Genomic DNA, 25534 nt, shown 5'->3' with positions numbered 1-25534 from the left:
CTTCGCCTCGCGGCCCACGTGCGGCTTGAGGCCGTCGACGACGCGAACTGGGCGGATGACTCCAACCGCGCCAACGACCGGGGGCTCTACTACGCGCGCCAGTCCATCACCCAGATCATGGAACTCGCGTCCGCGCTCCTCGGACTCATCGGTGCCGCCTCTGTTCTGACCCTGCTCCACCCCCTTCTTCTGCCGCTGCTTCTCGCCTCGGTGATTCCGCAGGGACTCGCCTCGGTGCGTTCCGCGCGCATGCGGTTCCTCAGCCAGGTCCGCTACAGCACCCTCCAGCGGCGCGTGCGGCTGTTCACCTGGCTGCTGCTGGACCGGGACGCTGCCGCGGAGCTGCGCTCCTCGACCGCGCAGCCGGCGCTGCTGGGCGAGCACGAGGCGCATCGCCCGGCGGATCGAGGAGGAGGACACCCGGCTGGGGCGGGCCGAGGCCCGCACAGCACTGTTCGGCCGAGCAGTCGGCGGTGTGGCCACCGGCCTGACCTACGCCGCGCTCGCCTGGATGACGATCGTGGGCTGGCTGCCGCTGGCCTCCGGCGGCGGCGCCGTTCTGGCAATCCGGGCCAGCCAGGGCACCCTGACCCGGATCGTCCTCGCGACCCACTACGTGTACGAGCACGCCCTGTGGGTGTCGGACCTATACACCTTCCTGGAGAAGTGCCGCACATTGCTGCCACGCCGCACCGGGCTCGCCGCACCCGGCCAGGTCAAGACGATCAGCATCGCGAACGTCGCCTACACCTACCCCGACGGGAAGAAGCCCGCGCTCAACGGCGTGTCCCTGGAGCTGGCCGCAAACTCCACCGTCGCTTTCGTGGGGGCGAACGGCTCGGGCAAGTCCACGATGTCCAAGCTGATCGCCGGGTTGTACGAGCCGACGGCCGGCAGCATCACCTGGGACGGCACCGACGTGCTGACGATGGATGCCGAAAGCGTGCAGGCCCAGGTAGCCATGGTCCTCCAGGACCCAGTGGAGTGGCCGCTCTCGGCCCTCGCGAACATCACCATCTCCACCGGGACGATCACGCAGGCCGATCCGGAGCGGGCACACGAGGCCGCGACGGCGTCCGGCGCCGACCGGGTCATCGCCGGGCTGCGCCAGCAGTGGACAACCCCGCTCTCGAAGCGGTTCAAGGACGGCGAAGAGCTCTCCGGCGGGAACTGGGCGAAGTTCGCCGTGGCCCGCGGTCTCTACAAAGACGCCGCGGTCCTCCTGCTCGACGAGCCGACCGCCAGCATGGACCCGCGTGCCGAACACGCCGCCTACACCGCTGTGCTGCGCGGCCGCCGTCGCGCGGACCGCATCACGATCCTGATCTCCCATCGGCTGGCCAGCGTGATCGAGTGCGATCAGATCTTCGTGTTCCAGGACGGCCAGATCACCGAAAGCGGTGATCACACTTCGCTGATGGCTCAACGCGGCGAGTACCACCAGATGTTCAGCCTCCAAGCCGCCGCCTACCAGGCCGAGGCTCCGAGCAGGAACGGAGACAGCGGATGAGCGCCGCCGACAGGCGGATCGCGCCCGCCCCACGCACTGAATGGCCGGAGCACTTCGAGGACCACCTGGCCGGGACCGGCTGCCCGATCTGCACCAACGACTTCACCGCCGAGGACATCGCGTGGGGCCTGCTGATCAACAAGGGCACGTTCGCCAACGCCTACCTGTGGCGCAGCGGTCAGGTCCGCGGCTATGTGGTGGTGATCTTCACCGCGCGCCACATCGCCGAGCCGACCGCGATGACCTCCGCTGAGGCCGCGGGTTTCTGGAACGAGGCGCTGGCCGCCGGTCGCGCGGTGGAGCAGTACTACCGCCCGCTGAAGCTCAACTACCAGCTCCTCGGAAATGCCGTGCCACATGCCCATTTCCACATCACTCCCCGGCGCTCGGCCGACCAGGATCCGGCGCCCGGCGGGCCGCTCCCCTTCGACGTCCTCGATCACGGCCGTCAGGACGAAGAGCAGTTGCAGTCCGACGCCCGGCACCTGCGCGAACTGCTGGGCTGCACTGGGTCCTCGGTGGTGCCGCGATGAGCGCGGAGTCCGCCGTGATGACGGTGGTGGCGGGAGTCCTGGCGCTGTACTACCGCATCACCCCGACCGACGTCTCCGAGGGGCCGTCAGGGACCGCCACCTGCAACTACGTGGCCCGGGACGCCGACGGCCGGCGATGGTTCGTGAAGGCCTATCCGGCGAGCGCTGACCTGGGCGCCGAGCGGCGCGCCATCGAGCTGGCCGAGTTCGCCGCGCTCGGCGGGGTCCCGGTGCCGGTGATGCGCCGCACCCTCGACGGTGATCTCATCGCGACGGGCGGCGGGTTGTCGGTGTCCGTCGCCGCGTTCGTTGAGGGTGCCGAGACAGCGGCAGGCGGTCTGTCCGGCAAGCGGTGGGCCGCCGTCGGCGAGACCGTGGGCCGGCTGCACCGCACGCTCGCCCGCCACCCGGACGGGCTGCCGCGCCGCACCCCCGCCCGCGAGGTCTGCAACGTCAAGCGGGGCCGACAGCGCTTGGAGCGGCTGCTCGCCCGCTATGCGAAGCAGCCCCCGAGTTCCCCCTTCGAGGTATGGGCGAGGGACGCCGCCCAGGAGCGGCTGGGGGGACTCCCCGCCACGGCATCCATGCTCAAAGCACTCCCGCCGACCCTCGCCGCGCAGATCGTCCACGGCGACCTCTCCTCCCTGAACTTGATGCTGAAAGGCGAGAAGGTCGCCGCAGTGATCGACTTCCGGCCGCCGTCGCACCGCAGTCCGATGTGGGAGCTGGGTCGCATCGTGCTCGATCCGCGCACGGTTCTCGCCGCCCCCAACTGGCCCGCGGGCCTGGCCGCGGCCGTCGCTGCTTACCGGGAGGCCAACCCGGCCATGTCGGCGGAACACCTGCTGACGGTGCCACGGATAGCGGCCGGCTATCTGGCCTGCTCGGCATATCCCCTGTCCGAACCGCTCGACGACCCGGCCGCGGTCACCTCTCAGCTGGAGGCGTACGGGCGGGACCGCCATCAGGCGCAGCGTGTGCTGTGGGAGCGCCTGACGGAAGCCGAGGAGGTGCTCCATGACCTCCTCCACTGACCCCTCCTCCTCCCCCGGCGCCCGGCCGTCACTGTGGCGACACCGCAACTTCCGGCGCTACCTGACCGGGCAGGCAGCCAGCGTGACCGGCCGCTCGATCAGCAGCATGGTGATCCCCGTGCTGGCGGTACTCGAACTGGACGCCACCACCGTCGAGGTCGCCTGGCTGACCTTCCTGGGCCAACTGCCGCCCGCACTGATGGCGTTGCACGCCGGGGCCCTCGCCGACCGCCACTCCAAGCGGAAGCAGATGATCACCGGCGACCTGGTCAGCGCCGCCGCGCTGGCCAGCGTGCCGGTGGCGGCCGCGCTGGACCGGCTGTCCCTGACCCAGCTGATGGTGGTCGCGGCCGTGCAGGGCGCGGCGGGGGTGCTGCACGATGCCGCCGCGATCAGTCTCCTGCCCGGCCTGGTCGACCGGTCCCTGCTCCAGCGGAGCAACGCCCGCATCGGCGGGCTCTTCGCCGTCGCCGCCACCGCGGGCAGCAACCTCGGCGCCGCCCTGACCGCGCTCCTCGGCCCGGCCCGAGCTCTTCTCGGGGACGTCCTGTCCTACCTCGTCAGCGCCTGGTGCACCGCCCTCATCCAGGCCTCAGAGAGCCCCCGGCCGGCAGCGGAAGACCGCCGGCTGCACACCGAGATCGGTGAGGGCCTGCGCTACGTGCACGGCGACCACCGGCTGCGCACCCTGACCCTCGTCAACGCCACGACGTCGTTCGCCCTGGCGCTCCTCAATACCTTGTGGGCGCTGTTCCTGCTCCGGTCCCTCGCCATGGGCCCGACCGCGTTCGGCGTGGTCCTGGGCATCGGAGCCCTGGGCGCGGCTGCCGGGGCTCCGGCCGCCCCGTCACTCGCGGCACGGTACGGGCCCGGGCCGATGATGCTCGCCGCGCTCGCGATCACTCCGCTCACCCAGATCCCTCTGCTTCTCGCCTCCCCGGGCCTGGTCTGGCAGTTCGCCATCGGTGCCGCGCTGTTCCTTCAGCTGGCCTGTGCCGGGGCCGCGGGGACGACCCAGCGCACCATTCGCCAGGTCGTCACCGCCGACGGCATGCAGGCCCGTATGCAGGCAGTGAGTACCTGGCTCACCTCCGGTGCCCGTCCGGTGGCCGCGCTTCTCGCCGGCGGGCTCGGCACCTGGATCGGCGTGCGCCCCACCCTGGTTGCCGGTACCTGCCTCCTCGTCGTCCCCCTCGTGGTCCTCTACCGCTCCCCGCTGCGCAGCCTGCTGGACATGCCCGGCTCACCCGCCGTGGCTCCTCCATCAGCCGAGGCCCTCACACCACCAACGCCGACGGGGCCGATCGTCCCGAATCCCGCAGTCGCCGTGGATATGCGGCACGACCGCTCCTCGGAAGGTGGCCCGTGACCACGAACCCGGACACGGCCCCCGGCCCGGAGCCGTCATCGGCGGACCCGCCGCCAGGCGCGCCCCTCCCACCCCGCACCTACTCCCTGCCCTCCAACATTCGAGGTGATCACGTGCCGCCCTCCCGCTCACATATCCGCGCGACCGTCGAGGCCTATCTCAGTCGGCACGCCGAGGAACGGGACGCTCTGGAGGGGCTGCTGGCTGTCCTGGACGGCACCGGGGAGCCGTCGAGCCGCGCCACGCTGCCCGGTCACGTCACCTGCAGCGCGGTGGTCATCGACCGCGACTGCCGCGTGCTCCACATCGGTCATCGGGTGACGGGGCTGCTTCTCGCTCCAGGCGGCCACGTTGAGGCGGGTGACCGTACGCTCCTGGCCGCGGCCGTGCGCGAGGTGTGCGAAGAGGCCGGGCTGCGCCCCAGCGACCTGTGCCTGACTCCGCAGTTCCTCGACGAGCCGATCGACGTGGACGTGCATGACATCGACGCCAATGCGGCCAAGGGCGAGCCCGCTCACCAGCACTTCGACTTCCGCTTCGCGTTCTACCTCACCGCCGAGCAAACGCCTGAGCTCGCTCTCCAGGACGAGGAAGTCGCCGGGGCCCAGTGGCTCCCGTGCGCCGACGTGCGCTCCCCCACACTGCGGGCCAAGCTCCTCGCTGCCGAGCCGCACGGCCTGGATGGGCGCCCGGAGCCCGTCAGCGCCAACGCCCTGATCCACGACGGAGCTGGCCGGTATCTCCTTCATCTGCGAGATGACCGCGAAGGCATGTGGGAGCCCTGGGTCCTGGCCCTCGTGGGAGGCAAACGGTCGCGGGACGATGCCAGCCTCGAGGCGACACTGCGGCGCGAGCTCGCCGAGGAGGTACCGGGTCTGCAGCCGACGGGCCTGATGCCGTTCGCCGTCCAGGAGGCGACGAGCGTCGACGGCCTGGCCGTGCCCATCGGCGTCTACGCCGGGCGCTGGAGCGGTGATGCCGAGGCAGTGGATCTCCGTGAAGGTGTCCTGCTGACGTGGTGCACCGTGGACATGCTCGACCGGCTGCGCCTGAGCCCCGGGCTTGAGGCGCTGATCCGGCGGCACGCGGCCGAGCACCCCGCGGCGGAAGAGCCGACGGACGGCACCGGGCCGCTGGCCGACGAGGCTCCGCCGGGAACCGAGCTGCACATCGTCGGTGTTCACCTGCACCTGCAGGACGACCAGGGCCGGATCCTCCTGGGACTGCGCCACCCGAACTCGGCCTACGCGCCGGACACCTGGCACTTCCTGGCCGGCCACTGCGAGCGGGAAGCCGCGATCGACGGCCTACTGCGGGAGGCGAAGGAAGAAGCAGGCCTGACCATCGCGCCCGAGGACGTCGAGCTCGTCCACACGGTGCACCACGTCGACTCCCCCGACGCGCGGCCGAGGATCGCGCTGGTATTCCAGGCTCGCTCCTGGAGCGGCACCCCGGAGGTCCTGGAGCCCGACCGGACCGTGGAGTGGCGGTGGTGGACGCCCCAGGAGCTGCCGGACGCGGTCGTGCCGTACACCCGCATGGCGATCGACGGCATCCTCCAGGGGCGCCTGTACTCCGAGCAGGGCTGGAGCGAGCGATGAGCACTCTGGACACCTGTCCCATCGCCGACGCGGTCGGCGAGGGCACGCCGACGGAGGCGGGTGCGGACCCGGGCGCCGCGCGAGCGGCGATGGTCACCCGACTCGAGGAAGAGGGGTCTTTGCAGCCGGGCCCGGTCCGCGACGCCCTTCTCAGGCTGCCCCGCGAAGTGCTGATGCCGCAGGCGTACGTACGGCGCAGCGCCCGGGGCGAGGAGGCGCCGCGGTGGGATCTGCTGGACTGGGCGGCGCCGCAGGACCGCCCCGAACTCCTCGCACTGCTGTACAGCGGGGCCAGTGTGCTCGTCCAGCACGACGGGGAGCCGTTGCTGGGCCGGGCGCGCGGGACACGGTCGGGGGCGTCGATCACGTCGATGTCGACGGTGATGGGTTTGACCGTCGAGCTGCTGGAGGAGCTGGATCTGCGCCCGGGTCTGCGGGTGCTGGACGTTGGGACGGGCGCGGGGGTGACCGCAGCGGTGGCCTGCCAGATCTGCGGCGACCAGGCAGTGACAACCCTCGACCGGGACCGGAACCTCGTCGATGCGGCTGCCGCCCGCCTGTCCGACCTGGACCTTCGGCCGCAGGTGATGTGCGGCTCGGGCGAACAGGGCGTGCCGGGCAGGAAGTTCGACCGGATCTTCCTGTCGTACGCGGTGGGGTGCGTGCCGACGGCCCTGGTCGAGCAGCTCGCTCCCGAGGGCAAACTGCTGGCGCACGTGACCAGCGCGTCCCCGTCGTGGCCCGGCCTCGCCGTCGTCGAGCGCACCGCCGAGGGGCGGATCACGGCGGAGCTGCGGGCCGTGGAGTTCGCCCACCGTGCCGGGCACGGCATGGCGCGGATCTGGCTCAGCGAGGAGTTCCGGCAGCGCATGGCCACCGAGCCGGGCACGTGGACCCAGCGGAGCATGCTGGCGCCGCCCGCGGACAGCGACCGCGGCTTCTGGCTGGCGGCCGACCATCTCCTCGGCGGTGGTCTGGTGCGGGACTTCGGGTCTGAGCACCTGGCGATCGGCGCACCCGGCTGCGGATCCTGGATGCGTACGGAGCCGGTGGGGCACCGGCGCTGGAGCGTCACCGTCCAAGGACCGCGGGACATCTGGAAAGAGATCCAGGACCTCGCCGACCGGTGGCGGGCCGCGCGCTCCCCCGACCGCTACCGCCTCTTCATCGACGCGGACGGCGGGCAGCGCGCCGCGTCCGAGTGCGGACGCCTGTCCTGGCAACTAGCCGCCCCCCACCCGCTTGATGAGGGAGCCACCTCGTGACCTACCCCGACGGGCCTCTTCCGGGCCATTCACCGGAGCAGGAGGCACTGTTCGAGGGCGCGGCGTTGACCTACGCCCGCCACCGCCCCGGCCTGCCGGACGCGGCGGTGCATCTGCTCGCCGACACGCTGCGGGGCCGGCCGGCCCCGGTGCTGCTCGACCTGGGCACCGGAACCGGGCAGGTGCCCTTCGCGCTCCTGTCCGCCGGCACTGACCTGACGCACATCGAAGCGGTCGACGTCAGCCCGCAGATGCTGCATCAGGCCAGGCAAGCCCTCACCCCTGTGCTCGGCCCCTGCACCCTCACCCTGGTCCACGCAGCGGCCGACGCCTACGAGCCGCTCGCGACGCTGCCCGGTAAACCGGACTCCGGCCCGGACCTAATCACCTGCTGCCGGTCCTACCACTGGATGAACGGTGAGGCGGTCCTGGAGATGGCCGACCGGGTCGCCACACCGGGTGCCGCAGTGGCGATCATGGGCGACGGGAGCCTATGGACCCACAACGCCGACTGGACCCGGGCGCTGCGCGAGTTGATCCAGCTCTACCTGGGTGCCGAGCGCCGGGCGGGCGCCCGCCGTTCCTACGCCGAGCCCCGCCGCTCGTACGAGGAGGACCTCGCCGCCTCAGCGTTCAACGACGTCACCGAACACCTTTTCCCCGTAACCCGCACCTGGGCGCCGCAGGAGGTACTCGGCTACCTGCGCATCACGTCCTTCGCCGGGGCCGGCCTCTTCGCAGAACGGCACCAGGCGTTCGAGGACGAGGCCCTCGCCCTTCTCCACGCGCACGCGGTGGACGGGTCTCTGGTCGAGGAAGCGACATTCAGGGTTCTGCTCGCCCGGCGTCCGGAGGGAGCGCGATGAGCGGCGGGCAGCGGCACACCGAGCCGGTGGACGTCCACCTGATCCTGCGCCGGGAGAACGCCGACGGGCCGCAGGTTCTGCTGTCCCGGCGGGCCGGGCAGGTGTACGCCGCCGGCCTGTGGCACCTGCCGTCGGGGCATCTGGACGGTCCGCACGAGGACGTGGTCACCGCCCTGATCCGCGAGGCGCGCGAGGAGACCGGTGTCGTCATCGACCCGGCCGACGTGCGGGCCGCCGTGACCGTGCACCACCGCAGCCCCGGAGGCGACAGTCGTACCGGGCACTTCTTCGAGGTCCGGCGGTGGAAGGGCGAGCCCGAGATCGCGGAGCCCGACGTCTGCGACGCGATGGACTGGGCACCCCTTCACGCCCTGCCCGCCCAGATGGTGGCGTACTGCCGTGCAGGCCTGGACGCCTACACCGCCGGCGCGCGCCTGGCCGTGCACTTCCAACTGCCCGGCGACAGCATCGCCTTCGACTCCGGCGCCGACCGGCTGCGCCTCGTATCGGACGTGACCGGCCAGGCGTCTACCGCCTGTCCCGACGCCGCGGTCGTGGAGTTCGCGGAGCAGGCGGTCGGCCGGATCACGCAGTGGACGGATACGTCATGGGCGCGCGAGGAGAGCCGCGTATGGCGGGTCCACGGCGTCCAGGGCGGCACCTGGTACGTGAAGGTGCACCAGAACGAGCGGTTCCACAACAGGGAAGTGCGAGGACTACGGACGTGGGCGCCGGAGCTGGGAGCGGCCGCGCCCCGGCTGGTCGCCGCCGACGACACCCTGCGAGCGGTGGTCCTCACCGCGGTGCTGGGCCACTCGCTGCACGGCACCGTCCTTGCCCCGGCCCAGGAGAGGGCGGTCTTCCAACGGATCGGCGCGCTGGCCCGCCGCATCCACCAGTCCTCTCCCCCACGGCCCGCTCCGGTCGGCAGCGGCCCGGCCGTCGCCAAGGCCGACCGGCACCTGGCCGGGGCTCGGCCTCATCTGCTCCCAGGTGATGAGGAGTTCGTCCGCGAGCTCGTCCGGCAGGCCGAGGACCTGCCACCGCTGGAATGGGTGGAGACCCACGGCGATTTCCAGCTCCGCAACATCCTCTCCACCCCGGACACCGCCGACGAGACGGACGACCGTGAGGTCGTCGTGGCCGTGATCGACCTCGAGCGCAGTGAGCCGGGACCGGCCGTACGGGATCTGGTCCGCCTGTCCGACGCCTGGGCCGGCCGCGACGACCTCTTCGAGGCGTTTTTGGCCGGGTACGGCAGGTCCCTGACCGCCGCCGAGGAGGCCCGCCTCGTCATCGACGCAGCGCTCGATTCCGTGAGCGGGATCTCGTACGGCGCCGCCCGCGGTGACCCCGAGCTGGTCGAACGCGGCCGGCGGACCCTGGCCCGCCTGCGCGCCGAGCACCGTGCCGCCCTCTCACCGACAGGAGATGCGACGTGAACGCCGACCCGGCACCCACTGCCACTACCGCGGCCGAGCCGCGCGACGCCGACGGGCTGCCGCCGGTCCGCGCGGCAACCCCCGCTGACGCCGAAGCCATCACCCGCATGCGCTCCGCATACGTCCTGTCCGCACCGTTCACCGACGACTGGCTCCAGCGGTGCACGGACGAGCTGGCGCCACGGCTCACGCCGGAGGGAGACGCCCGGGCCTTCGTCGCCGACGCCCCGGACGGCACGATGGCCGCCTGCGCCCTCGGCCTGATCAACCCCGTGCTCCCGGCCCCGGCCTACCCCCGAGGCTGGGCCGCCCGAGTGCAGCTGGTCGCCACGCACCCGGACCACCGGCGCCGCGGTTACGCCCGGGCGGTCGTATCCGCACTCCTCGACCACCTCGCCGACGTCGAGGACGTCACGCTGTTCGAGCTGCGCACCAGCCCGGAGGCCGCGCCCTTGTACCGGGAGCTCGGCTTCAGCGGCAGCCCGGCGCTGATGCGGATGACCCGCCACCGCCAACTGCCCGGTGCGCAGCCGGACTCGACGTGGGTGCCGCCGCAGCAGTACGCCGACTCACTGCCCCGGGCGGCCGCGTACGTGTGCCTCTACGTCACCGACGAGGACGACCGGCCGCTTCAGCTGCACTCCGTCTACTCCCCCGGCCACCCCTGGCACTTGATCGGCGGCGCAATGGATCTGGGCGAGCGGCCCTGGGACGCGGTGGTGCGCGAGTGCCGGGAGGAGACCGGCATGACCGCCGCGGGCCCGCCCCGGCTGCTGGCCACCGTGTTCGGGCAGCCCCGGGAGAGGCGTCCGTACAGCACTCTGCAGCTGATCTTCGACGGCGGTCGCCTGACCGCTGAACAGATCCGGGGCATCACCCTCAATCCGCGCGAGCACGACAAGGCCCGCGTCCTGCCCTTGGCCGAGTGGGAGGCCTTGATGCCGGCCCGCGATTTCGTGCGGCTGCGCGCCGTGGAGGAGGCCCGCCGCACCGGCGTGGCCGCATACGTCGACACCTGGGGGAACGCATGAGCGCCAGCAGCATCGTCTTGATGTCCGACCGGAGAGTCGCCGCGATCCCTGTCCAGGATCGCGGCGAGGTCCTCCTCGACGCCCGCGTGCACGGCCTGATGGTTGACGACCGCAAGCAGGACGCTGCGGGCGCCTGGGCCCACGTACGTCAAGGTGTGCTCACGCGGCTCCAGCAGGCGCAATCGCTGCTCCCCGGCGGTGTGCAGTTGCTGTTCATCGAGGGCTACAGGCCCCCGTCCCTGCAGCGCCGGTACTTCGAGGAGTACTCCGACGAGCTCGCGCGCGCCAACCCGGACTGGCAGGCCGCCGAACTCCGGGAGGCCGCCAGCCGCTTCGTATCGCCTCCGGAGATCGCGCCGCACTCCGCCGGCGCAGCCGTCGACGTGACGCTCGTCGACCATCGGGGCCGCGAACTGGACATGGGTACCCGGGTGAATGCGTCGCCGGAGGAATCTTCCGGCGCCTGCTACACCGACGCCCCCAACCTGACCGCCCGGGCCCGCACGAACCGAGCCACCCTGGGCGGCGCGCTGTCCACCGCAGGCTTGATCAATTACGGGACCGAGTGGTGGCACTGGTCGTTCGGGGACCGGTACTGGGCGCTGCAGACCCAGCAGCCGGCTGCCCTCTACGGCCCCGTCGAACTGCCCTGACACCGACCACCCCGCCTTTCACGACACGAACGAGGAGCGACCTGTGGGATACACCCGGACTGACTGGTCCGAGCACTACAACGACGGGCGAGGCTTCCGGCGTCTCGGGGACGAGGAGAAGGGCCTACTCGTCGAGCACGCCCCGGCACCCAAGGGCGGCCGCGCGCTCGACATCGGCTGTGGCACGGGCGAGATGACCGCATACCTCGCGTCGCTCGGCTACACCGTCGACGGAGCGGACTTCGCCGCGGGAGCTCTCGATCGGGCCCGCGCGGAACACGCCGAGGTGGAGGGGGTGCGCTGGCTAAGCCTGGATGTCGAGCACGACGACCTGGCCGCCCTCGCCGAGGACGGCTACGACCTGATCGTCCTGCGGCTGTCCATCGCGTTCATCCGCGATCGCGCCCGCGTCCTTCGGCTTCTGGCCGCGCGGCTGCGCGAGGGCGGGGCGCTCGTCATCATCACGCCGATCGTGGAGAACACCCCGGAAGAGCGGCGCCACATCGCCCTGGACGAGAGCGATCTCGCCGCGCTCACCGACGGGTTCGAGCACGTCGAGCAGTTCGACGCGGAGGGCCTGGCGGTGCTGCTCCTGCGCGGACCGGCCGCATCGTTCAGCGCGGAAGAGAAGCTGCGGCCCGAGCCGCAGGCCGTTTTCGGTGCCGCAGTGGTGGTCACCGACGCCTTCGGCCGGGTCCTGCTGGGCCGCTCAACCCGGGGCATGTGGGAGCTAACTGGCGGCCGCATCGAGACAGACGAGGCCGCACCAGCGGCCGCCGTGCGGGAGCTGAACGAGGAGACCGGGCTGACGGCGCGCGTGGACGACGCGCACGTCATCACCGTGCTGCACGACGACCGGCTGGACGTACGCCGCGTCACCGCCGTGGTCCGCGTCTCCCGCTGGGACGGTGAACTCGCTCTGCCCGAGCCACACCGCTTCGTACGCTGGGAGTTCCACGACCTGAACACCCTGGCGACCCTCGGGAAGATCTTCGCGCCCAGCGCCGCCGCCCTGACCGCGGTGTGGCCCGGGGTGCTGCCGGGACTCCCGCCGGTCCACTCCTACCCGTGCTCCCTCGCCGTCCCGCCGGTGCCTGGAGAGCCGGCCGAAGCGGTCCGGCTGCGCGAGCGGATGGCGGACATAGTGATCAGCAAGGGCTGGGCCCCCTCGCCGCGGGTCCAAGCCGCGTTGCGCGAGGTGCCCCGGCACCGGTTCGTCCCCGAGACCCGGCTGGAGACGGCCTACCACGACGACCTCGCCGTGGTGACAGTCCGGGAGTCACCCCAGAGGGCGCTCAGCTCCGTCTCCGCGGCCTGGCTGCAGGCCGACATGATCGAGCAACTCCGGCTGGAGCCGGGGATGACCGTGCTGGAGGTCGGCTCCGGCGGATACAACGCGGAGCTCCTGGCGCACGTCCTGGGAGAGCGCGGCCGGGTGGTGACCGTGGACGTCGACCCGTACGTGGTGCACCGAACGCGGCGGCTGTGCGCGGAGGCTGGCAGCGGCCGGGTCACCGCCGTCCTCGGCGACGGCGGACTCGGCGCGCCGGGCCACGTCCCGGCCGACGGGTTCGACGGGATCGTGATCACGCACAACGCGTCCGACATCGCACCCGCATGGCGAGAGCAGCTCGCCGAAGGGGCCCGGCTGGTCGTGCCGATGGAGATGGGCGGCTACACCCGCTCCCTCACCCTGGTCCGGCGCGGCGACGTGCTGCACTGCGAGCACTGGACGTACTGCGGGTTCGTACGAGACCGCGGCTCTGCCGCCCGTACCGCCCCGGCCGTGCGGTTGGCCGATGGCAAGGTCACGGTGCGGTGGGAAGACGGGACGCCCGGCGACACCGCTGGTCTCGACGAGGCTCTGCGCGGGCCCCGGCACGAGCGCTCCACGGGCCTCGTCGTGCGGGGAGTCTTCAACTTCGAGACGTTGCAGGTCTATGCCGCGACCACCCTGGCGGGGTTCTGCCGCCTGTCCGCGCCGGAGGGATCCCCGCTCGTGGAGCAGCAGGACCCGGCCGCGATCCTGACGAACGGCTCGCTCGCCTACCTGACCTACCGGAAGGTCAAGGACGCCCCGGAGCCGGCCGACCGCATGACGGAGTTCTTCATCCACGCCTACGGCCCAGCAGCCGAAGAGGTGGCGGAGCGCTTCGCGGAGTGCGTGCGTGTCTGGGACCGCGAGGTGCGCGAGAGCGGCTACCCGCCGATGACCGTCCACCCGGCCGCAACGCCCGACGACCAGCTGTCGCCCGGTGACGTGCTCGACAAGCCCAGCGCACGGCTTGTCCTCCAGTGGCCGGGCCGGACCCCCGCCGACGCACTGAGCCTCTCGACCGCAGGGGGCCAGCGTGCCTGACTCCGACGAGCTGATCCCCGGGAAGGCGGCGCCCTCCACGATGCCGTCCCTGCTCGGCGTGTTCGCCCATCCCGACGACGAGAGCCTCCTCGCCGGCGGTGTCCTCGCCCAGCACGCTGCCGCGCACGCGCGCACCGCCGTCGTCACCATGACGTTGGCGCCCGACAGCCCGAGGGCTCCCGAACTCGCCGACGCCTTGCGAGCGCTCGGCGCGGGCGCACCGCGCATGCTCGGATACGGCGATGCCCGCAACCCGCAGGCGGCTCCCGGCCGTCCCCGGCTCGTCGACGCACCGCTCGAGGAGGTGGTCGCCGCCCTGGTCCAGCAGATCCGCTCGTTCCGCCCCGACATCGTGGTCACGCACGACGCCCTGGGCCAGCTGACTGGTCACCCGGACCACCGCCGTACCCACCAGGCCGCTCTCCTCGCCGTTCAGGACGCGGGGCTCGCACACCTTCACCCCGAGGCCGGTGAGCCCTGGCAACCGCGCGCCGTGTACTGCGCCACGCACCCCGAGTCCGGTGTCGGCGAGCTCGGGCCGCTTCTGGAGGCCGTCGGCAAAGCCGTGCTCGCGGTGCCGGACGCGTACGCCACCACCACCGTCGACGTCACCCCCTGGCTGGAACACAAGTGGCGGGCGGTCCTCGCGCACCGCGGGGAAGTCGCCCGCGAACGGCCACTGCCCGGCATCCTCGCCCGCCTGCCCGAGGAGACCCGGCGCCACATCATCGCAACCGAGTACTTCACCCGGCTCGCGACCGGGCCACTCCCCTGCGCTCCCCATCGGCTCACTGCCTGACGGCGGTCAACCGCCTCACTCTTCCCCGGGCTCGACCAGCCCCTTCTGACCTGGAGAGTCATGACGACCACATCCGTTCCCAGCGAGCTGCCCGGCAGCGCCATGACCGCCGAGGCATACGGCGCCCTGCGCGCCTCGGCCGCCCTGTGGGTCGGGACGTCCGTGCTGATCACCAACCAGTTCGGGCAGGTCCTGGTCCAGCACGTCGACTATCTCGACACCTGCCTCCTGCCAGGCGGTGCCGTCGACAAAGGCGAGTCCCCCGCTCACGCCGCCGCCCGTGAACTGGGCGAGGAACTCGGAATCACCGCTACCCCCAACCAGGGCCTGGCCGTCGACTGGGTCGCCGCCGGCAGCACCAGCGCGCCAGCGGCCATGCGATTTCCCGGCGAGCTCCTCCATGTCTTCGACGGCGGAGTCTGGGACGACGACCGGATCCGCGACATCCGTCTACCGCCCAGCGAGATCACCGCGGTCGAGTTCGTCGAACCCGCACGGCTGCCCGAACTGCTCTCCCCGGCCGACGCCCGACGCGCCCTGTCCGCGCTGCGGGCCCGGATCAACTCCGCCGGCACGGCACTCCTGGAGAACGGCCAACCCATCGCCCCCGGGGTCCTGGACCGCCTCGGCGTTCTGCGGACCGCCCGCCCGGCCTACCGCTACACCTGGCACCCCGGACCTGCCCCGCACGACCTCACCGTCACGCAGGTGTGGGGCTGGCTGTTCGCGCCGGACGGACGCGTCCTGGTCCTCCTCGACCCCGACACCGCAGTCGCCATCCTGCCCGGCGGCACACCCGAGGAGCAGGACCACGACGACCCTGTAGCCACCCTGCGCCGCGAGGCCGAAGAGGAAGCAGCCGCCCGGATCATCAACCCGCTGCTCCTGGGACACGTCACCGACCCCGCCGCCCAGCGCGGATACCTGCGCTACGCCGCCGCACTCACCGAAATCGGTCCCGCCCAGCCCGACCCGGCCACCGGCCACACCTACACCCGCATCCTGGCTACTCCCGAACAAGCCGCCGAACTCTTCGACTGGGGGTCGGCGACCGCACACCAACTCGCCGCTGTCCACCAGGCCCGCCGACAACTCGGTCTCCCCCGGGCCGCCCGCCAGCCCGTCACCGAACTCACCGACCCCATCACCTGGTAGTCCGTCCGCTTCCGCTCTCCCCCACCTTCCCGAGGAACCCATGAACCCTTCGCTCCGCACGACAACGCCCGCCTCTGATGACCCCGCTCTGCCACCTGCAGCTCTTCCGGTCCGGCCCGCGCCCGCTCCGGGTGCCGCGGCGGCAGGGCTGGAACCGGAGCACCGCACGGGGCACTGCCAGTGCGGTCACATCGCCTACGAGGTCCTCGGCACGCCGGACGACCCTCACTTGTGTTCCTGTGAACACGAAACGCGCATCTCCGGCGGCCCCGCCGTGCTCTGGGTCGGCTTCCGCAAGGACGGACTGACCTGGACCGGCCCCGGTCGCGAACCCACCTGGTTCGCGACCTACACCACCCTCAAGCGGGGCTTCTGTCCTCGTTGCGGAACCCATGTCATCTCCGTTGCCGCCGGCTCGGACATGATCATGGTGACCGGGTTCAGCCTCACCGACCAGACAGGCATCGAACCCGTCGGACACAGTTACCGCGAGTCGGCAGCACCGTGGATGACTATCACCCTCGCCCCCGACCCGCGCGCCCCACAGCCCGCTACATCGTGACTCACTTCCGGTCAACCGGCCCCGCGCGCCCCGCTGACCGGCCGCTTTGCCGGATCGTGCCGTCGTCTCGGGCACGCAGCTGTGAGCCGATCCAGCCGTTCGTGATCCCCCCAGACCCGCACGGAGACAAGGAGTCCTTGATGAATGCGGAGCACGAGACCGCCCCCGTCCTCCCCCAGCAGCCGCAGATGTCGCCGGCCGAATACGCCCGCTCCCGGCACGCGGTCTGGATGAGTGCCGCAGCCCTGGTCACAGACCAGCTCGGCCGTGTTCTGCTGGTCAAGCCCACCTACCGTGAGCAGTGGCTGCTGCCCGGCGGCGGTGCCGAGCCGGGTGAAAGCCCCGAGCAGGCCTGCCGTCGCGAAGTGCACGAGGAACTCGGGCTGTTGAGGACGTCCGGGAGGGTGTTGGCCGTGAACTGGCTCGCCCCGGGACATCCGGACGTCGCTCCGGACCTGCCTTTCCCGGGCGAGGTGCGCTACGTGCTGGACGGCGGGACCCTGACCAAGCCGGACATCGCGGCCCTCCGCCTGCCCGCAGACGAGCTACACGGATTCGAGTTCCTCGACTCCCGGGCGGCGGCCGAGCGGATGATCCCCGTGGACGCACAGATCATGCTGGCCGCGCTGCGCGCCCGCCTGGCCGGCACGACCGCCCACCTCGAAGGCGGCCGACACGTCGGGGCGGTGCCACCACTGGACCTGCGCCAGGTACACACACGGCCCCGGGACGGACGCCGGTGGCCCTGGCACCCCGACCACGTCCCCGACCAACTCCCAGTCCCCCAAGCCTGGGGCTGGCTCTTCGCACCCGACGGCCGAGTCGTCCTGGTCATCGACCCCGCTGAACCTCTGGCCACGCTGCCAGGCGGCACGGTCGAGCCCACCGATGCGTCCCCGGAGGCCGCGCTGGCACGCGAGGCCGCCGAAGAAGCGCAGCTGACCCTGGCCCAAGGAAAGGCCGAACGGCTGGGATGGGTTTACGACGCCACCGGTGATGTCTACGGCGGCATCGGCGAATGCGCGCGGCTACGACTGGCCGCGCCGATCACATCTGTCGGACCATCCGCGATCGACCCTGCCAGCGGACGCCAGTTCGCCCGGCTCCTGGCCGCACCCGAGCAGGCCGCCGCTCTGCTCGGCTGGGGCGATCAGGGCTACCAACAGGCGGCCCAAGCCGCCCACCTGGCCCGCAAACAATGGGGCATCCCGCTCGCAGTACCGTCCCCCATCACGGAACTCCCCGCTGAGGGAATCGCCTGGTGAACAGCATCGCCTTCGTCCGGTGCAGCGTCAGCTCGGCCATGCGAGAACGCGCAACAAAGTCAGCTGCCCTGACCGGCTTGCGGTCACGGTTGACGCCCGCCCACCCCGACCACCGAGGAAGCCTGTGCCCGCCATGCCGTCGTTCTTCTGTCTTCCCCATGCCGCCCAGCTCGATCTGCTCGAATCACTGACCCGGGCCTCGTTGAGCGAGTACTACGGACTCGACGGCGCGGCCGTACGGATGGAGGTCCAGCGGTACGAGGACAACGCCGTCTGGCGCATCACCCCGCCTGGCCGCAGCTCCTTCGTGGCCCGGCTGTCCGTCCGCGACGGCCGCCCTGCCCACCAGCAGTTCAGCGAGATGCGATGGTTGGAGAGCCTGGCCACCTCCCGCACGGTCGCCGTCCCCGAGCCCGTCACCACCGTTGATGGCCGCTACGTGGTCCCCGTCGAGGTCCCCGGCCACAACGAACTGTCCACCCTCGCTCTGCTGCGCTGGCTTCCCGGAACCCCGGAGCCCCCCTACCGCCAGCCCGGTGTGGCGCAGCAGATGGGCTGCGCGACCGCTCACCTGCACGAGCACGCCGCGACGGTGCCGTTGCCGGAGTTTGACCGGCCAGTCTGGGATGCGGAGACGATCCTCTTCAAGGGGCACGCCCTCACCGATCCGTCCGCGCAGGAGCAGTTGGGCGCCGAAGGCACCGCTGCGCTCCGCAGGGTCGCCGAGTTGATCAGCCCAGCCCTCCAAGAGGGCGGCCAGGACGGACGCGGGCGTATCCATGGCGACCTGCACCGCGAGAACATGATCGCGTTGCCCGGCGGCGGCGTCGGCGTCATCGATTTCGATGACTGTGGAGAGGGTCACTTCCTGATCGACATCGCAACCGTGTTCTCGTCCGTCCACCGGATCGCGCGGAAAGAACCGGGCGCCTACGAGGAGTTCGCCGGCGCATTCCTGGCCGGCTACAACCAGGTGCGGCCCCTGCTAGCCGACTTCGCCCGGCTCCTGGAGCCCTACCTGCTACTGCGCGATGCCTTCATCCTCAACTTCGTCACCGCCGCAGCACCAGTTAACGCCGTCGTCGCCTCATGGGGACCGGGACGCATCGCCGGCATCGTGGCGAACATGCAGGCGTACGTGGAGGGGTGCCCCTACCCGGGCGCCCTCACCTGTGAGCAGTCCTGAGCTCATTCAGGTCAAGAAGGCGCTGGGCTATCTTCGCCGCGAACGTGGACGGGTGACCGTCCGGGCCGTCGCGCGGGTCGGCGGTGCTGCGCCAGGGCAGGTTGCTGCCGCAGAGCGCCGCAGCGCTCAGGCGGACCTATGCCTACCCTGGTACCGGCTCGGGTTCGGGGACGTCGGGGATAGTCTCAAACGTTTGGGGGGTAGGGCGTGCATGAGGGATCCTTTCGCGGAAAGAGGCGCCGCGAACCCGGCCGGTCATTCTGACGGGATATGGCGCGTCGGGTGGAGCAGAGCGGACACCTGGGTGGCCAGTGCGCCGATGTCGACGTGGTCGAAACGGGTGGTGTCCACGGTCAGGACCGGCCCTGGCAGATCCAGGGGCTCGTAGCGGCCCGCCAGGAGCTCTCCGCGGAATTCGTCAATATTCTGGTCGTCGCAGTGGCCGGGATGCCGCTCGGCGGAGGAAGCACGGACGGCGAATCGGTCGAGAAGGGTGACGCCGTCCGTGCTGCACTGGATCTGAACGACGCCGGCGCCGGTGGCACCGAGGAGCTGTCGAAAGTCCGGACTGGAGAGCGTCCGGCGGAAATTGGACTCTGTCAGGCAGCTCGTTCCGGCGCCCAGGGTGTCGGAGAGCAGAGAAAACAGCACAGCCACGGACGCAGCGCCGAGCTCTTTGGACCGCTGGCGGTCCGACCACCCGAGAGTGTCGAAGAGGGACTCCTTGATGGCGTCGCGGCTGTACCAGGGCAGAGTCAGGCGGGTGGCAAGCTGGCGTGCCAGGTAGGTCTTTCCGGTCCCCGGGGGGCCGGAAACGATAACCACGGTAGGGGCGAGCACAGGATGTCCTCCCGGGACGGTGCGACAACGAGATCGGCCGACGTCTGCACGCGCAGCCAGTCGCCGGTGAATCCGCGGAACGCTACCGCTCCCTGGGGCACGAATGCTGCCAGTGCGCGGGTATGACTGATCGGCTCCGGACCTGCCCCCATCAGGGTCAGGATCTGAGGGGCGGTCAGATGGAGGGCAAGGACTGCTGACTTGGCTTCCTGCTTCGTCGCGCTGTGCCAGGACGTCTCCTGGTCTGCTCTGCGCGCCACAGGCTGCGACCGCCATGCCATCGGTCGTTCCCAACTTTTTCGCGGCATTGTGGTCCCGGTCGTGCATCGCACCTGCAGGCGGCGCAGGACCACTCCCGGAGGTGCGGGGAGCTTGGGGACGGTCTTGAACCCACACTCCGAGCAGACCTGGCTGGTCGGTTCGAACCGGCCGACGCGCTGCTGGCCATCCCCTGCGGCAAGGCACCGACACCTGGGATGGGACGGCTTGAGATTCTCATCACTTGAGCGTTCCCGTGATGAAGGCGGAACTACCGGTGTAACGTCAGGGCCAGCTGTCATGGTTCCGAAGTACTGGTCGCCCGTGAGCGTTCCCACGGGCGTTTCTGCTGTTCAGAGTCTCTGAGGACCAAGGCGATCACCTCCGGTTCCCGCACGGTGTGGGAGCCGACTTCCAGTCCCCTTGGAGGGCAAAATGGCCAGCGGAACCGTCAAGTGGTTCAACTCGGAAAAGGGCTTCGGCTTCATCGAGCAGGACGGCGGCGGCCCCGACGTCTTCGCTCACTACTCCAACATCGCCAGCTCCGGCTTCCGTGAGCTCCAGGAAGGCCAGAAGGTGACCTTCGACGTCACCCAGGGCCAGAAGGGCCCCCAGGCGGAGAACATCACCCCGGCCTGAGCAGCTTGCACCTTCACGGCACCCGCCCCGCGACAATCGCTGGGCGGGTGCCGTGCGTTCTGGTGCAGCGGGACTAGGGCGCCCTCGCCAAGGCGGTCATGGCCAAGGTGGGTCGTCGACCAAGGAATGGCAGTGGGCCGTCGAGGACATCGAAGACCTCGCTCCCCGAGACATCTAGGCACCTCACGCATCCCGGCCCGCGCCGGGGAACCCCGGCTAAATGAAGGCGAGTTCGCGGAAGTGGTTGCGGATGTCTGTCAGCGGCTGGCGGTCGCGGGTGTAGTACAGCTTGTTGGTCAGCAGTACGGCCCACTGGTTCTTCGCCGGGGAGAGCCACATGCCGGTGCCGGTGAATCCGTAGTGGACCCACACGTCCTCGTCGTCGCTGGTGCCGGGGGCCGGGTGCCAGAACAGGCCGCGCTCAGGCTGAAGGCCGCCGGAGTGAATGGTCAGCGAGTGGGAGGTCCACTCGGCGCCGAATCCGGCCTGGGCGGGGGCGGTTGAGGCGTCGAGCATGTAGCGCAGGAAAGCGGGCGAGGTCACAGGCGGTGGTAAAGGCGCCGGCGATGCCGCACAGCCCGCCCAGTAGGCGGGCGGAGAAGTCGTGGGCGGTGCCCTTGAGGTGGGTGTCGGTGTCCTGGTCGAGCTCGGTCGGCGCACACGTCGCTGCGATCGCTGCGGGCAGGGGGCCGAAGCGGGTTGCGTCCATGCCCAGCGGGCGCCAGGTCCGTTGGGCGGCAAGCTGGTCCAGGCTCTTGCCGGAGAGGTGTTCGGCGAGGTAGCCGAGGATGAGGGCGGCCCGGTCGGTGTATTCGACGGCTTCGCCGGGCGGCCGGTGAAGCGCTTCGTGCAGGACACCGGCCCGGATTGCCTGCGGGTCGGTGCCGTAGAGGTTCTTCAGTTGGGCCCGCAGCGGGACGCCTGCGGTGTGGGTGAGCAGCTGGCGGGCCGTCACCGTGCCGAGCGGGTGGTCGGTGACTTCGTCCCAGAAGGTGCCGAGCGGTGCATCGAGGGCGAGGACGCTGTCCTCCCATAGGGCGCCGTTGGACGACCACACGGCGAGGATCTTGGTGAGGCTGGCGGCGTCGAAGACGGTGTCGAGCCGCATCCGCGTGTCCGGCTCGTCGGGGTCCAGGACACCGGTGGCACCAGAGGCGCGGACGCGAGCGGCGTCGCCGACGGCCCACACGGCGCCGGGGTAGACCTTGTCACGGACGCCTTCGTCCAGCAGGGCTTTGATGCGGTCGGTTGCGTGCGTCATGGTTTCCCTGTTCGCTGTCGGCATCCCGCCGGTTAGCGTAGTGACGTGGGCGGGCCGGATGGTGCAGTGGCACGGCCTCCCGGTGGCCGTGGCTGCCGGGATACCGCTGGAGGGGGTGCTGATCCGACCGGGCTCAGAGCTGCGACCAGGCATTCAGCAGCCCCCGCGCTGTGCTTGCTGACAGGGGCGGCCTGGCGGGTGCTTCTACACGCTGGGTTCAACGGCCGCAGTTCGGCCGCCGGTCAGAGCTGCGGGCGGCCACCGGGTGAGCTGGCTGACAGGATCACTCTGTGCGGCTCTCCGGTCGTGTTCATGCCGAACTCCTCCATCAGTACGTGCGCCGCCCGATCCGCCGTCTCACCCGGCAGCTGTCCGTACTCGTACACCCGCGAGACCAGATGCCCGGCGGCCAGTACGTCATCGGGGACGCCACGGCTCCACAGGTCGGCCGCCTTGGCGTACGCGGCAGCGGTCGGCACCGGCAGCTGTGCCATGGCCAGCAGGACGCCATGCACCTCCTCGCACGCCTCGCTGTACGTCAACCCGCCCTTTCCAACCGCTGCTTCGCCGTATCCGGCCTTGCCGGGTGTCGGAGGGTGAAGTCTGATCTGCATCCAGTTCCAGGGCATGCCCGAAGCCTAGAAGCAACCGGCGCGCCGAACCGGCCGATCACCCGAGTGGGTGAAGGCCACGTTCATCTACCTCATGCCGCAGGGACAGGCCGAGAACCTTCACGGCCCCACTGCTTACTCCGCGCGTCGGCCATCGGGCGATCGTGAAGTCGGCCTTCCGTGAAGCGGTTGGTTCCCTGTCGCATGTGGAGGCGTACGAGGTGCTGGCGGGCGAGCCTGACCTTGCGCAGCTCGCAGACCGGCTCGGTCTGACCGCCGGGAGCATGCGCTCTCAGGGCCAGATGCTGCGCAGCGTGCACGAGAAGAAGACACTCACGGCGCTGTCGGGCTGCCTCGTCTCAGCAGCAGCCGCCCACGGTCCGGTCGTTTCCGGAACCGGCTGCCGGTAACGGGGCTCCGGAGCGGCTGCTCCCGGCGGTCGGACCGAGCCCAGGGGCGACTCGGAGCTGTCCGGTCCCCCGGCTGCAATCACCATCTCGTGGTAATCGGCCGGTTGATCGGTGTGCTTCTCTGGCCTGGTGTGCAGGGGTTAGCGTGGCGGATGCATACACGCGTGACGGGCATTGTCATTCAGGACGGCCGACTCCTTGTGCTGGATCAGGACACCGACGGGCCGAGGCGCTGGTCCCTGCCGGGCGTTCACTAGGCAAGTGGGTTGTCGGGATGACACTTGTCGGGGCTTGGGTCAGTCGCTCGGGCTCGACGAGCCACGGTGGGGAGGTTGGGTTCCACCCCAGGGTGAGCCTGAAACCCGCTACCAGATGACCTTGAAGCCCTGACGAGGAGGCCGCGCGACCTGGCCCGCCCCCACGTCCGGCTGTCATCGGTGTGATGCGAGAACTCGGCCTTCAGGTGATACGAACCGGATCACGAGACTCTAGCCCTGCCGGTCCAGCCATTCTGAAATCACGCGGTTGGTTTCTTCGGGCATTTCCCCCTGGATCCAGTGACCGCAGTCCAGGCCGACCACTTCCACGTTGGGCACGAACTCTGTCAGGGTCTCGGACCTCGGGACCGCAAGGTCCCGGTCGCCGTAGATCATGAGGGCGGGCTGCTTGATGATCGGGTCCGCGTCCGCCAGCTGGTGCCAGTTGCGGTCGAGGTTCCTGTACCAGTTGATGCCGCCGGTGAATCCCGACGTCTCGAACGCGGAGATGATGACGGCGAGGTCGCTCTCGGTCATGGCGGGGTCACCGAGCGGTGTTTCCGCCTTGGCGAGATTGATGAATGCCATGCCCGGCTCAGGGGGTGCGGGGGGCACGTTCTTCCGGTAGAGGTTGCGGATGAACTGGGAGGTATTGGCATCGAACACGGCGTCCGCGACGCCCGGCTGCCGGTTGAAGTGGACGAAATAGAAGTCACCGCCGAGGAAGGTTTCCATGACCTCGATCCACGGCGTTTCTCCGCGTTCCATGTAAGGCAGGCTCAGGTTGATCAGCTTGTTCACCCGGTCGGGGTGCAACAGGGCCAGGCTCCAGACGACGAACGCACCCCAGTCGTGGCCGACGAAGGTGGCGTCCTCGTAGCCATAGTGGTCCAGGAGCGCGACGAGGTCACCCGTCAGGTGTTCGATGTCGTAGTCCGTCACCTCGGTCGGGCGGGATGAGTTGCCATATCCCCGCTGGTTCGGTGCGATGACGTGGTAGCCGGCTGCGGCGAGGACGGGCATCTGGTGACGCCAGGTGATGGCGTGCTCCGGCCAGCCGTGGCAGAGCACGATGGGCTTGCCCTTGTTTTCTCGGCCTGCTTCGAAGACTTCGAGCTCCACACCGTTGACCTGGATGAGGGTGGGCTCGGGAAATTCTGCTTGATTGATCACTGCTTTTCCTCTCTGGGGGCGTTCGCTGGCGGTCGACCTCCTCGATGAGGTCATGTCGCCAGCTTGCTCCCCAAACCGATCACCTCATGACCGGTTTTTATGAGAGTTTTGTCTGTATGCGATCCGATCGGCTGGTGTCCATACTCCTCTTGCTCCAACGGCGCGAGCAGGTGACAGCCGCAGAGGTCTCCCGAGAGCTGGACGTCTCCGAGCGCACCGCCCGCCGTGACCTCGACGCCCTGGCCATGGCCGGGGTGCCCGTGTACTCCGTGCAGGGCCGAGGTGGCGGCTGGCGCCTGGTGGGCGGTGCTCGTACCGACCTGTCCGGGTTGACCGCCAGTGAGGCACGCGCCCTGTTCCTGGCTGTCGGTCCGGCCTCGGATGCGACGCCGGCGATGAAAGCAGCTCTGCGCAAGCTCGTCCATGCTCTACCGAAGCCCTTCCAGGTGCAGGCCGAGGCAGCGGCGGCGTCGCTGGTCGTAGACCCGCAGCGATGGGGGGCGAGCCGGATCGAGCACCGGCCGCCTCGCTTCCTCGACGAACTCCAGGACGCGGTGATCAGCGGCGTCCAGGTGTCGCTCGGCTACGTCGACAGCAAAGGCGTCGAAACCCGGAGAACCGTCCACCCGCTGGGCATCGTCGCCAAAGGTCCTGTGTGGTACCTCGTCTCCAACAGCGAGACCGGCCGACGGGTCTTCCGGATCGACCGCGTGTCGTCCGCCGACCCGACCGGCGACCCTGTGCACCGACCCGGGGACTTCGACCTTGCCGAGAGCTGGAATGAGATCGCCAAAGAGGTCGATCGCAAACGAACGCCGCTGGAGGTCCAGGCGGTATGCACACCCGACGGGATAGGCATACTCCGGATGGCGCTCGGCGACCGGCTCGACGTGGGAGGTTCCACGACCGACGGCCGCATCGAGGTCGTGATCCGCGGCCCCAATGAGTACATGCTCGCCGGCGAGCTCTCCGGGCTGGTCGAATGGGTCGAGGTGACCGGCCCTCCGGGGGTCCGAGACCGCCTGGCCTCGATCGGCAACGCCCTCGTCGAACGATACGGCCGGCCGCGCACCAGCGGAGACCTTCACCCGTCTTGAAGCGGACGAGGCAGGGCTTCGAGAACAGTTCCGCTCAATAGGGTGGGTTTGTCCGTTCCGGCAGTCGCCTGGTCACGAGTCGGCGGGTCTGCCGGCCTGGCTCGCTGCGGGTGGACCGTCTCGTGCCGGGCCAGCATCGCCACGCACTCGGCGCACTTCCGGGGTCGAGGTCGCGACGGGCGGTGCAGGTTGTGGCGGCGGCTGGCGCCTCGTAGGCGGCGCTGTCGATCACGGGCCGTGGGCCATGGGCGGCTAAGGCACGGCTAAGAGCCTGTCGGGTGGCTGATCATGCGTGATGCGTGACGGTCGTGATCTGCCTTCCGGGCATGACGACGGCCCCGGAATGATCACGTGGTGT

General features: G+C 70.3%; 22 protein-coding genes and 1 pseudogene. 19 read left to right on the top strand and 4 right to left on the bottom strand.

Going from position 1 to position 25534, the window contains the following annotated elements:
• Positions 1-475: 475 nt before the first annotated feature.
• The 16 genes from ACFVV1_RS29020 to ACFVV1_RS28945 all read left to right on the top strand — a co-directional run bounded on the left by ACFVV1_RS29020 (position 476) and on the right by ACFVV1_RS28945 (position 18630).
• The gene (locus ACFVV1_RS29020; RefSeq protein WP_389995036.1) at positions 476-1510 is read left to right on the top strand and encodes an ATP-binding cassette domain-containing protein; all 1035 of its coding nucleotides are present in this window, start codon (positions 476-478) and stop codon (positions 1508-1510) included.
• Positions 1507-2043 carry an HIT family protein gene (locus tag ACFVV1_RS29015; RefSeq protein ID WP_389995032.1) on the top strand — a complete coding sequence of 179 codons (537 nt, stop codon included), beginning with the start codon at positions 1507-1509 and terminating at the stop codon, positions 2041-2043. Before ACFVV1_RS29020 ends, ACFVV1_RS29015 begins: the two co-directional genes overlap by 4 nt.
• Positions 2040-3077 (top strand): phosphotransferase enzyme family protein, encoded by a 1038-nt coding sequence (locus ACFVV1_RS29010; RefSeq protein WP_389995028.1) that lies wholly within the window; start codon positions 2040-2042, stop codon positions 3075-3077. The genes ACFVV1_RS29015 and ACFVV1_RS29010 overlap by 4 nt, the downstream gene beginning before the upstream one ends.
• Positions 3061-4446, top strand: coding sequence for an MFS transporter (locus tag ACFVV1_RS29005; RefSeq protein ID WP_389995025.1), 1386 nt, complete (start codon positions 3061-3063; stop codon positions 4444-4446). Before ACFVV1_RS29010 ends, ACFVV1_RS29005 begins: the two co-directional genes overlap by 17 nt.
• A complete protein-coding gene (locus ACFVV1_RS29000) occupies positions 4443-6047 on the top strand; it encodes an NUDIX domain-containing protein (protein ID WP_389995022.1) in 1605 nt (534 codons plus the stop codon). Before ACFVV1_RS29005 ends, ACFVV1_RS29000 begins: the two co-directional genes overlap by 4 nt.
• A complete protein-coding gene (locus ACFVV1_RS28995) occupies positions 6044-7312 on the top strand; it encodes a protein-L-isoaspartate O-methyltransferase (RefSeq protein WP_389995019.1) in 1269 nt (422 codons plus the stop codon). Before ACFVV1_RS29000 ends, ACFVV1_RS28995 begins: the two co-directional genes overlap by 4 nt.
• Positions 7309-8178, top strand: a complete 870-nt coding sequence (locus ACFVV1_RS28990; protein WP_389995016.1) for a class I SAM-dependent methyltransferase — start codon at positions 7309-7311, stop codon at positions 8176-8178. The genes ACFVV1_RS28995 and ACFVV1_RS28990 overlap by 4 nt, the downstream gene beginning before the upstream one ends.
• Positions 8175-9620 (top strand): phosphotransferase, encoded by a 1446-nt coding sequence (locus ACFVV1_RS28985; RefSeq protein WP_389995014.1) that lies wholly within the window; start codon positions 8175-8177, stop codon positions 9618-9620. Before ACFVV1_RS28990 ends, ACFVV1_RS28985 begins: the two co-directional genes overlap by 4 nt.
• The gene (locus tag ACFVV1_RS28980) at positions 9617-10651 is read left to right on the top strand and encodes a GNAT family N-acetyltransferase (protein WP_389995011.1); all 1035 of its coding nucleotides are present in this window, start codon (positions 9617-9619) and stop codon (positions 10649-10651) included. Before ACFVV1_RS28985 ends, ACFVV1_RS28980 begins: the two co-directional genes overlap by 4 nt.
• 20 nt (positions 10652-10671) lie before the next feature.
• The gene (locus ACFVV1_RS28975) at positions 10672-11304 is read left to right on the top strand and encodes a M15 family metallopeptidase (protein ID WP_389995008.1); all 633 of its coding nucleotides are present in this window, start codon (positions 10672-10674) and stop codon (positions 11302-11304) included.
• A gap of 43 nt (positions 11305-11347) precedes the next feature.
• A complete protein-coding gene (gene fxlM, locus ACFVV1_RS28970) occupies positions 11348-13663 on the top strand; it encodes a methyltransferase, FxLD system (RefSeq protein WP_389995005.1) in 2316 nt (771 codons plus the stop codon).
• Between the two features lie 40 nt (positions 13664-13703).
• A complete protein-coding gene (locus ACFVV1_RS28965; RefSeq protein WP_389995354.1) occupies positions 13704-14462 on the top strand; it encodes a PIG-L deacetylase family protein in 759 nt (252 codons plus the stop codon).
• Positions 14463-14522: 60 nt separating this feature from the next.
• Entirely contained in the window at positions 14523-15617 is a 1095-nt protein-coding gene (locus ACFVV1_RS28960; RefSeq protein WP_389995002.1) for an NUDIX domain-containing protein, read from the top strand.
• Positions 15618-15657: 40 nt separating this feature from the next.
• Complete coding sequence (locus tag ACFVV1_RS28955; protein WP_389994999.1) at positions 15658-16179, top strand: GFA family protein; 522 nt, start codon at positions 15658-15660, stop codon at positions 16177-16179.
• Between the two features lie 140 nt (positions 16180-16319).
• Positions 16320-17444 carry an NUDIX domain-containing protein gene (locus ACFVV1_RS28950; RefSeq protein ID WP_389994996.1) on the top strand — a complete coding sequence of 375 codons (1125 nt, stop codon included), beginning with the start codon at positions 16320-16322 and terminating at the stop codon, positions 17442-17444.
• A 133-nt stretch (positions 17445-17577) separates the two neighbouring features.
• Positions 17578-18630, top strand: coding sequence for a phosphotransferase enzyme family protein (locus tag ACFVV1_RS28945; RefSeq protein WP_389995351.1), 1053 nt, complete (start codon positions 17578-17580; stop codon positions 18628-18630).
• A gap of 255 nt (positions 18631-18885) precedes the next feature.
• Here ACFVV1_RS28945 and ACFVV1_RS28940 read toward each other — a convergent pair whose 3' ends face one another.
• Positions 18886-19455, bottom strand: a complete 570-nt coding sequence (locus tag ACFVV1_RS28940; RefSeq protein WP_389994993.1) for an AAA family ATPase — start codon at positions 19453-19455, stop codon at positions 18886-18888.
• Positions 19456-20163: 708 nt separating this feature from the next.
• Between ACFVV1_RS28940 and ACFVV1_RS28935 the strand changes: the two genes are divergently transcribed.
• Positions 20164-20367 (top strand): cold-shock protein, encoded by a 204-nt coding sequence (locus ACFVV1_RS28935; protein ID WP_242331983.1) that lies wholly within the window; start codon positions 20164-20166, stop codon positions 20365-20367.
• A 216-nt stretch (positions 20368-20583) separates the two neighbouring features.
• On the opposite strand, the pseudogene ACFVV1_RS28930 reads toward ACFVV1_RS28935, so the two are convergent.
• Positions 20584-21628: pseudogene (locus ACFVV1_RS28930) on the bottom strand (serine hydrolase domain-containing protein).
• A 242-nt stretch (positions 21629-21870) separates the two neighbouring features.
• Entirely contained in the window at positions 21871-22257 is a 387-nt protein-coding gene (locus ACFVV1_RS28925; RefSeq protein ID WP_389994990.1) for a hypothetical protein, read from the bottom strand.
• 146 nt (positions 22258-22403) lie between these two features.
• On the opposite strand from ACFVV1_RS28925, the gene ACFVV1_RS28920 reads away from it, so the two are divergent.
• Positions 22404-22649 carry a hypothetical protein gene (locus tag ACFVV1_RS28920; RefSeq protein WP_389994987.1) on the top strand — a complete coding sequence of 82 codons (246 nt, stop codon included), beginning with the start codon at positions 22404-22406 and terminating at the stop codon, positions 22647-22649.
• A gap of 488 nt (positions 22650-23137) precedes the next feature.
• On the opposite strand, the gene ACFVV1_RS28915 is transcribed toward ACFVV1_RS28920, so the two are convergent.
• Positions 23138-24079 (bottom strand): alpha/beta fold hydrolase, encoded by a 942-nt coding sequence (locus tag ACFVV1_RS28915; protein ID WP_389995348.1) that lies wholly within the window; start codon positions 24077-24079, stop codon positions 23138-23140.
• Positions 24080-24195: 116 nt separating this feature from the next.
• Between ACFVV1_RS28915 and ACFVV1_RS28910 the strand changes: the two genes are divergently transcribed.
• Complete coding sequence (locus ACFVV1_RS28910) at positions 24196-25176, top strand: helix-turn-helix transcriptional regulator (protein WP_389994984.1); 981 nt, start codon at positions 24196-24198, stop codon at positions 25174-25176.
• The last annotated feature ends 358 nt before the right edge of the window (positions 25177-25534 follow it).

The organism is Streptomyces sp. NPDC058092, from assembly GCF_042884935.1.
GTDB lineage: Bacteria > Actinomycetota > Actinomycetes > Streptomycetales > Streptomycetaceae > Streptomyces.
The sequence above is the reverse complement of the archived record's forward strand: the minus strand, read 5'-3'. Positions and strand labels throughout refer to the sequence as shown.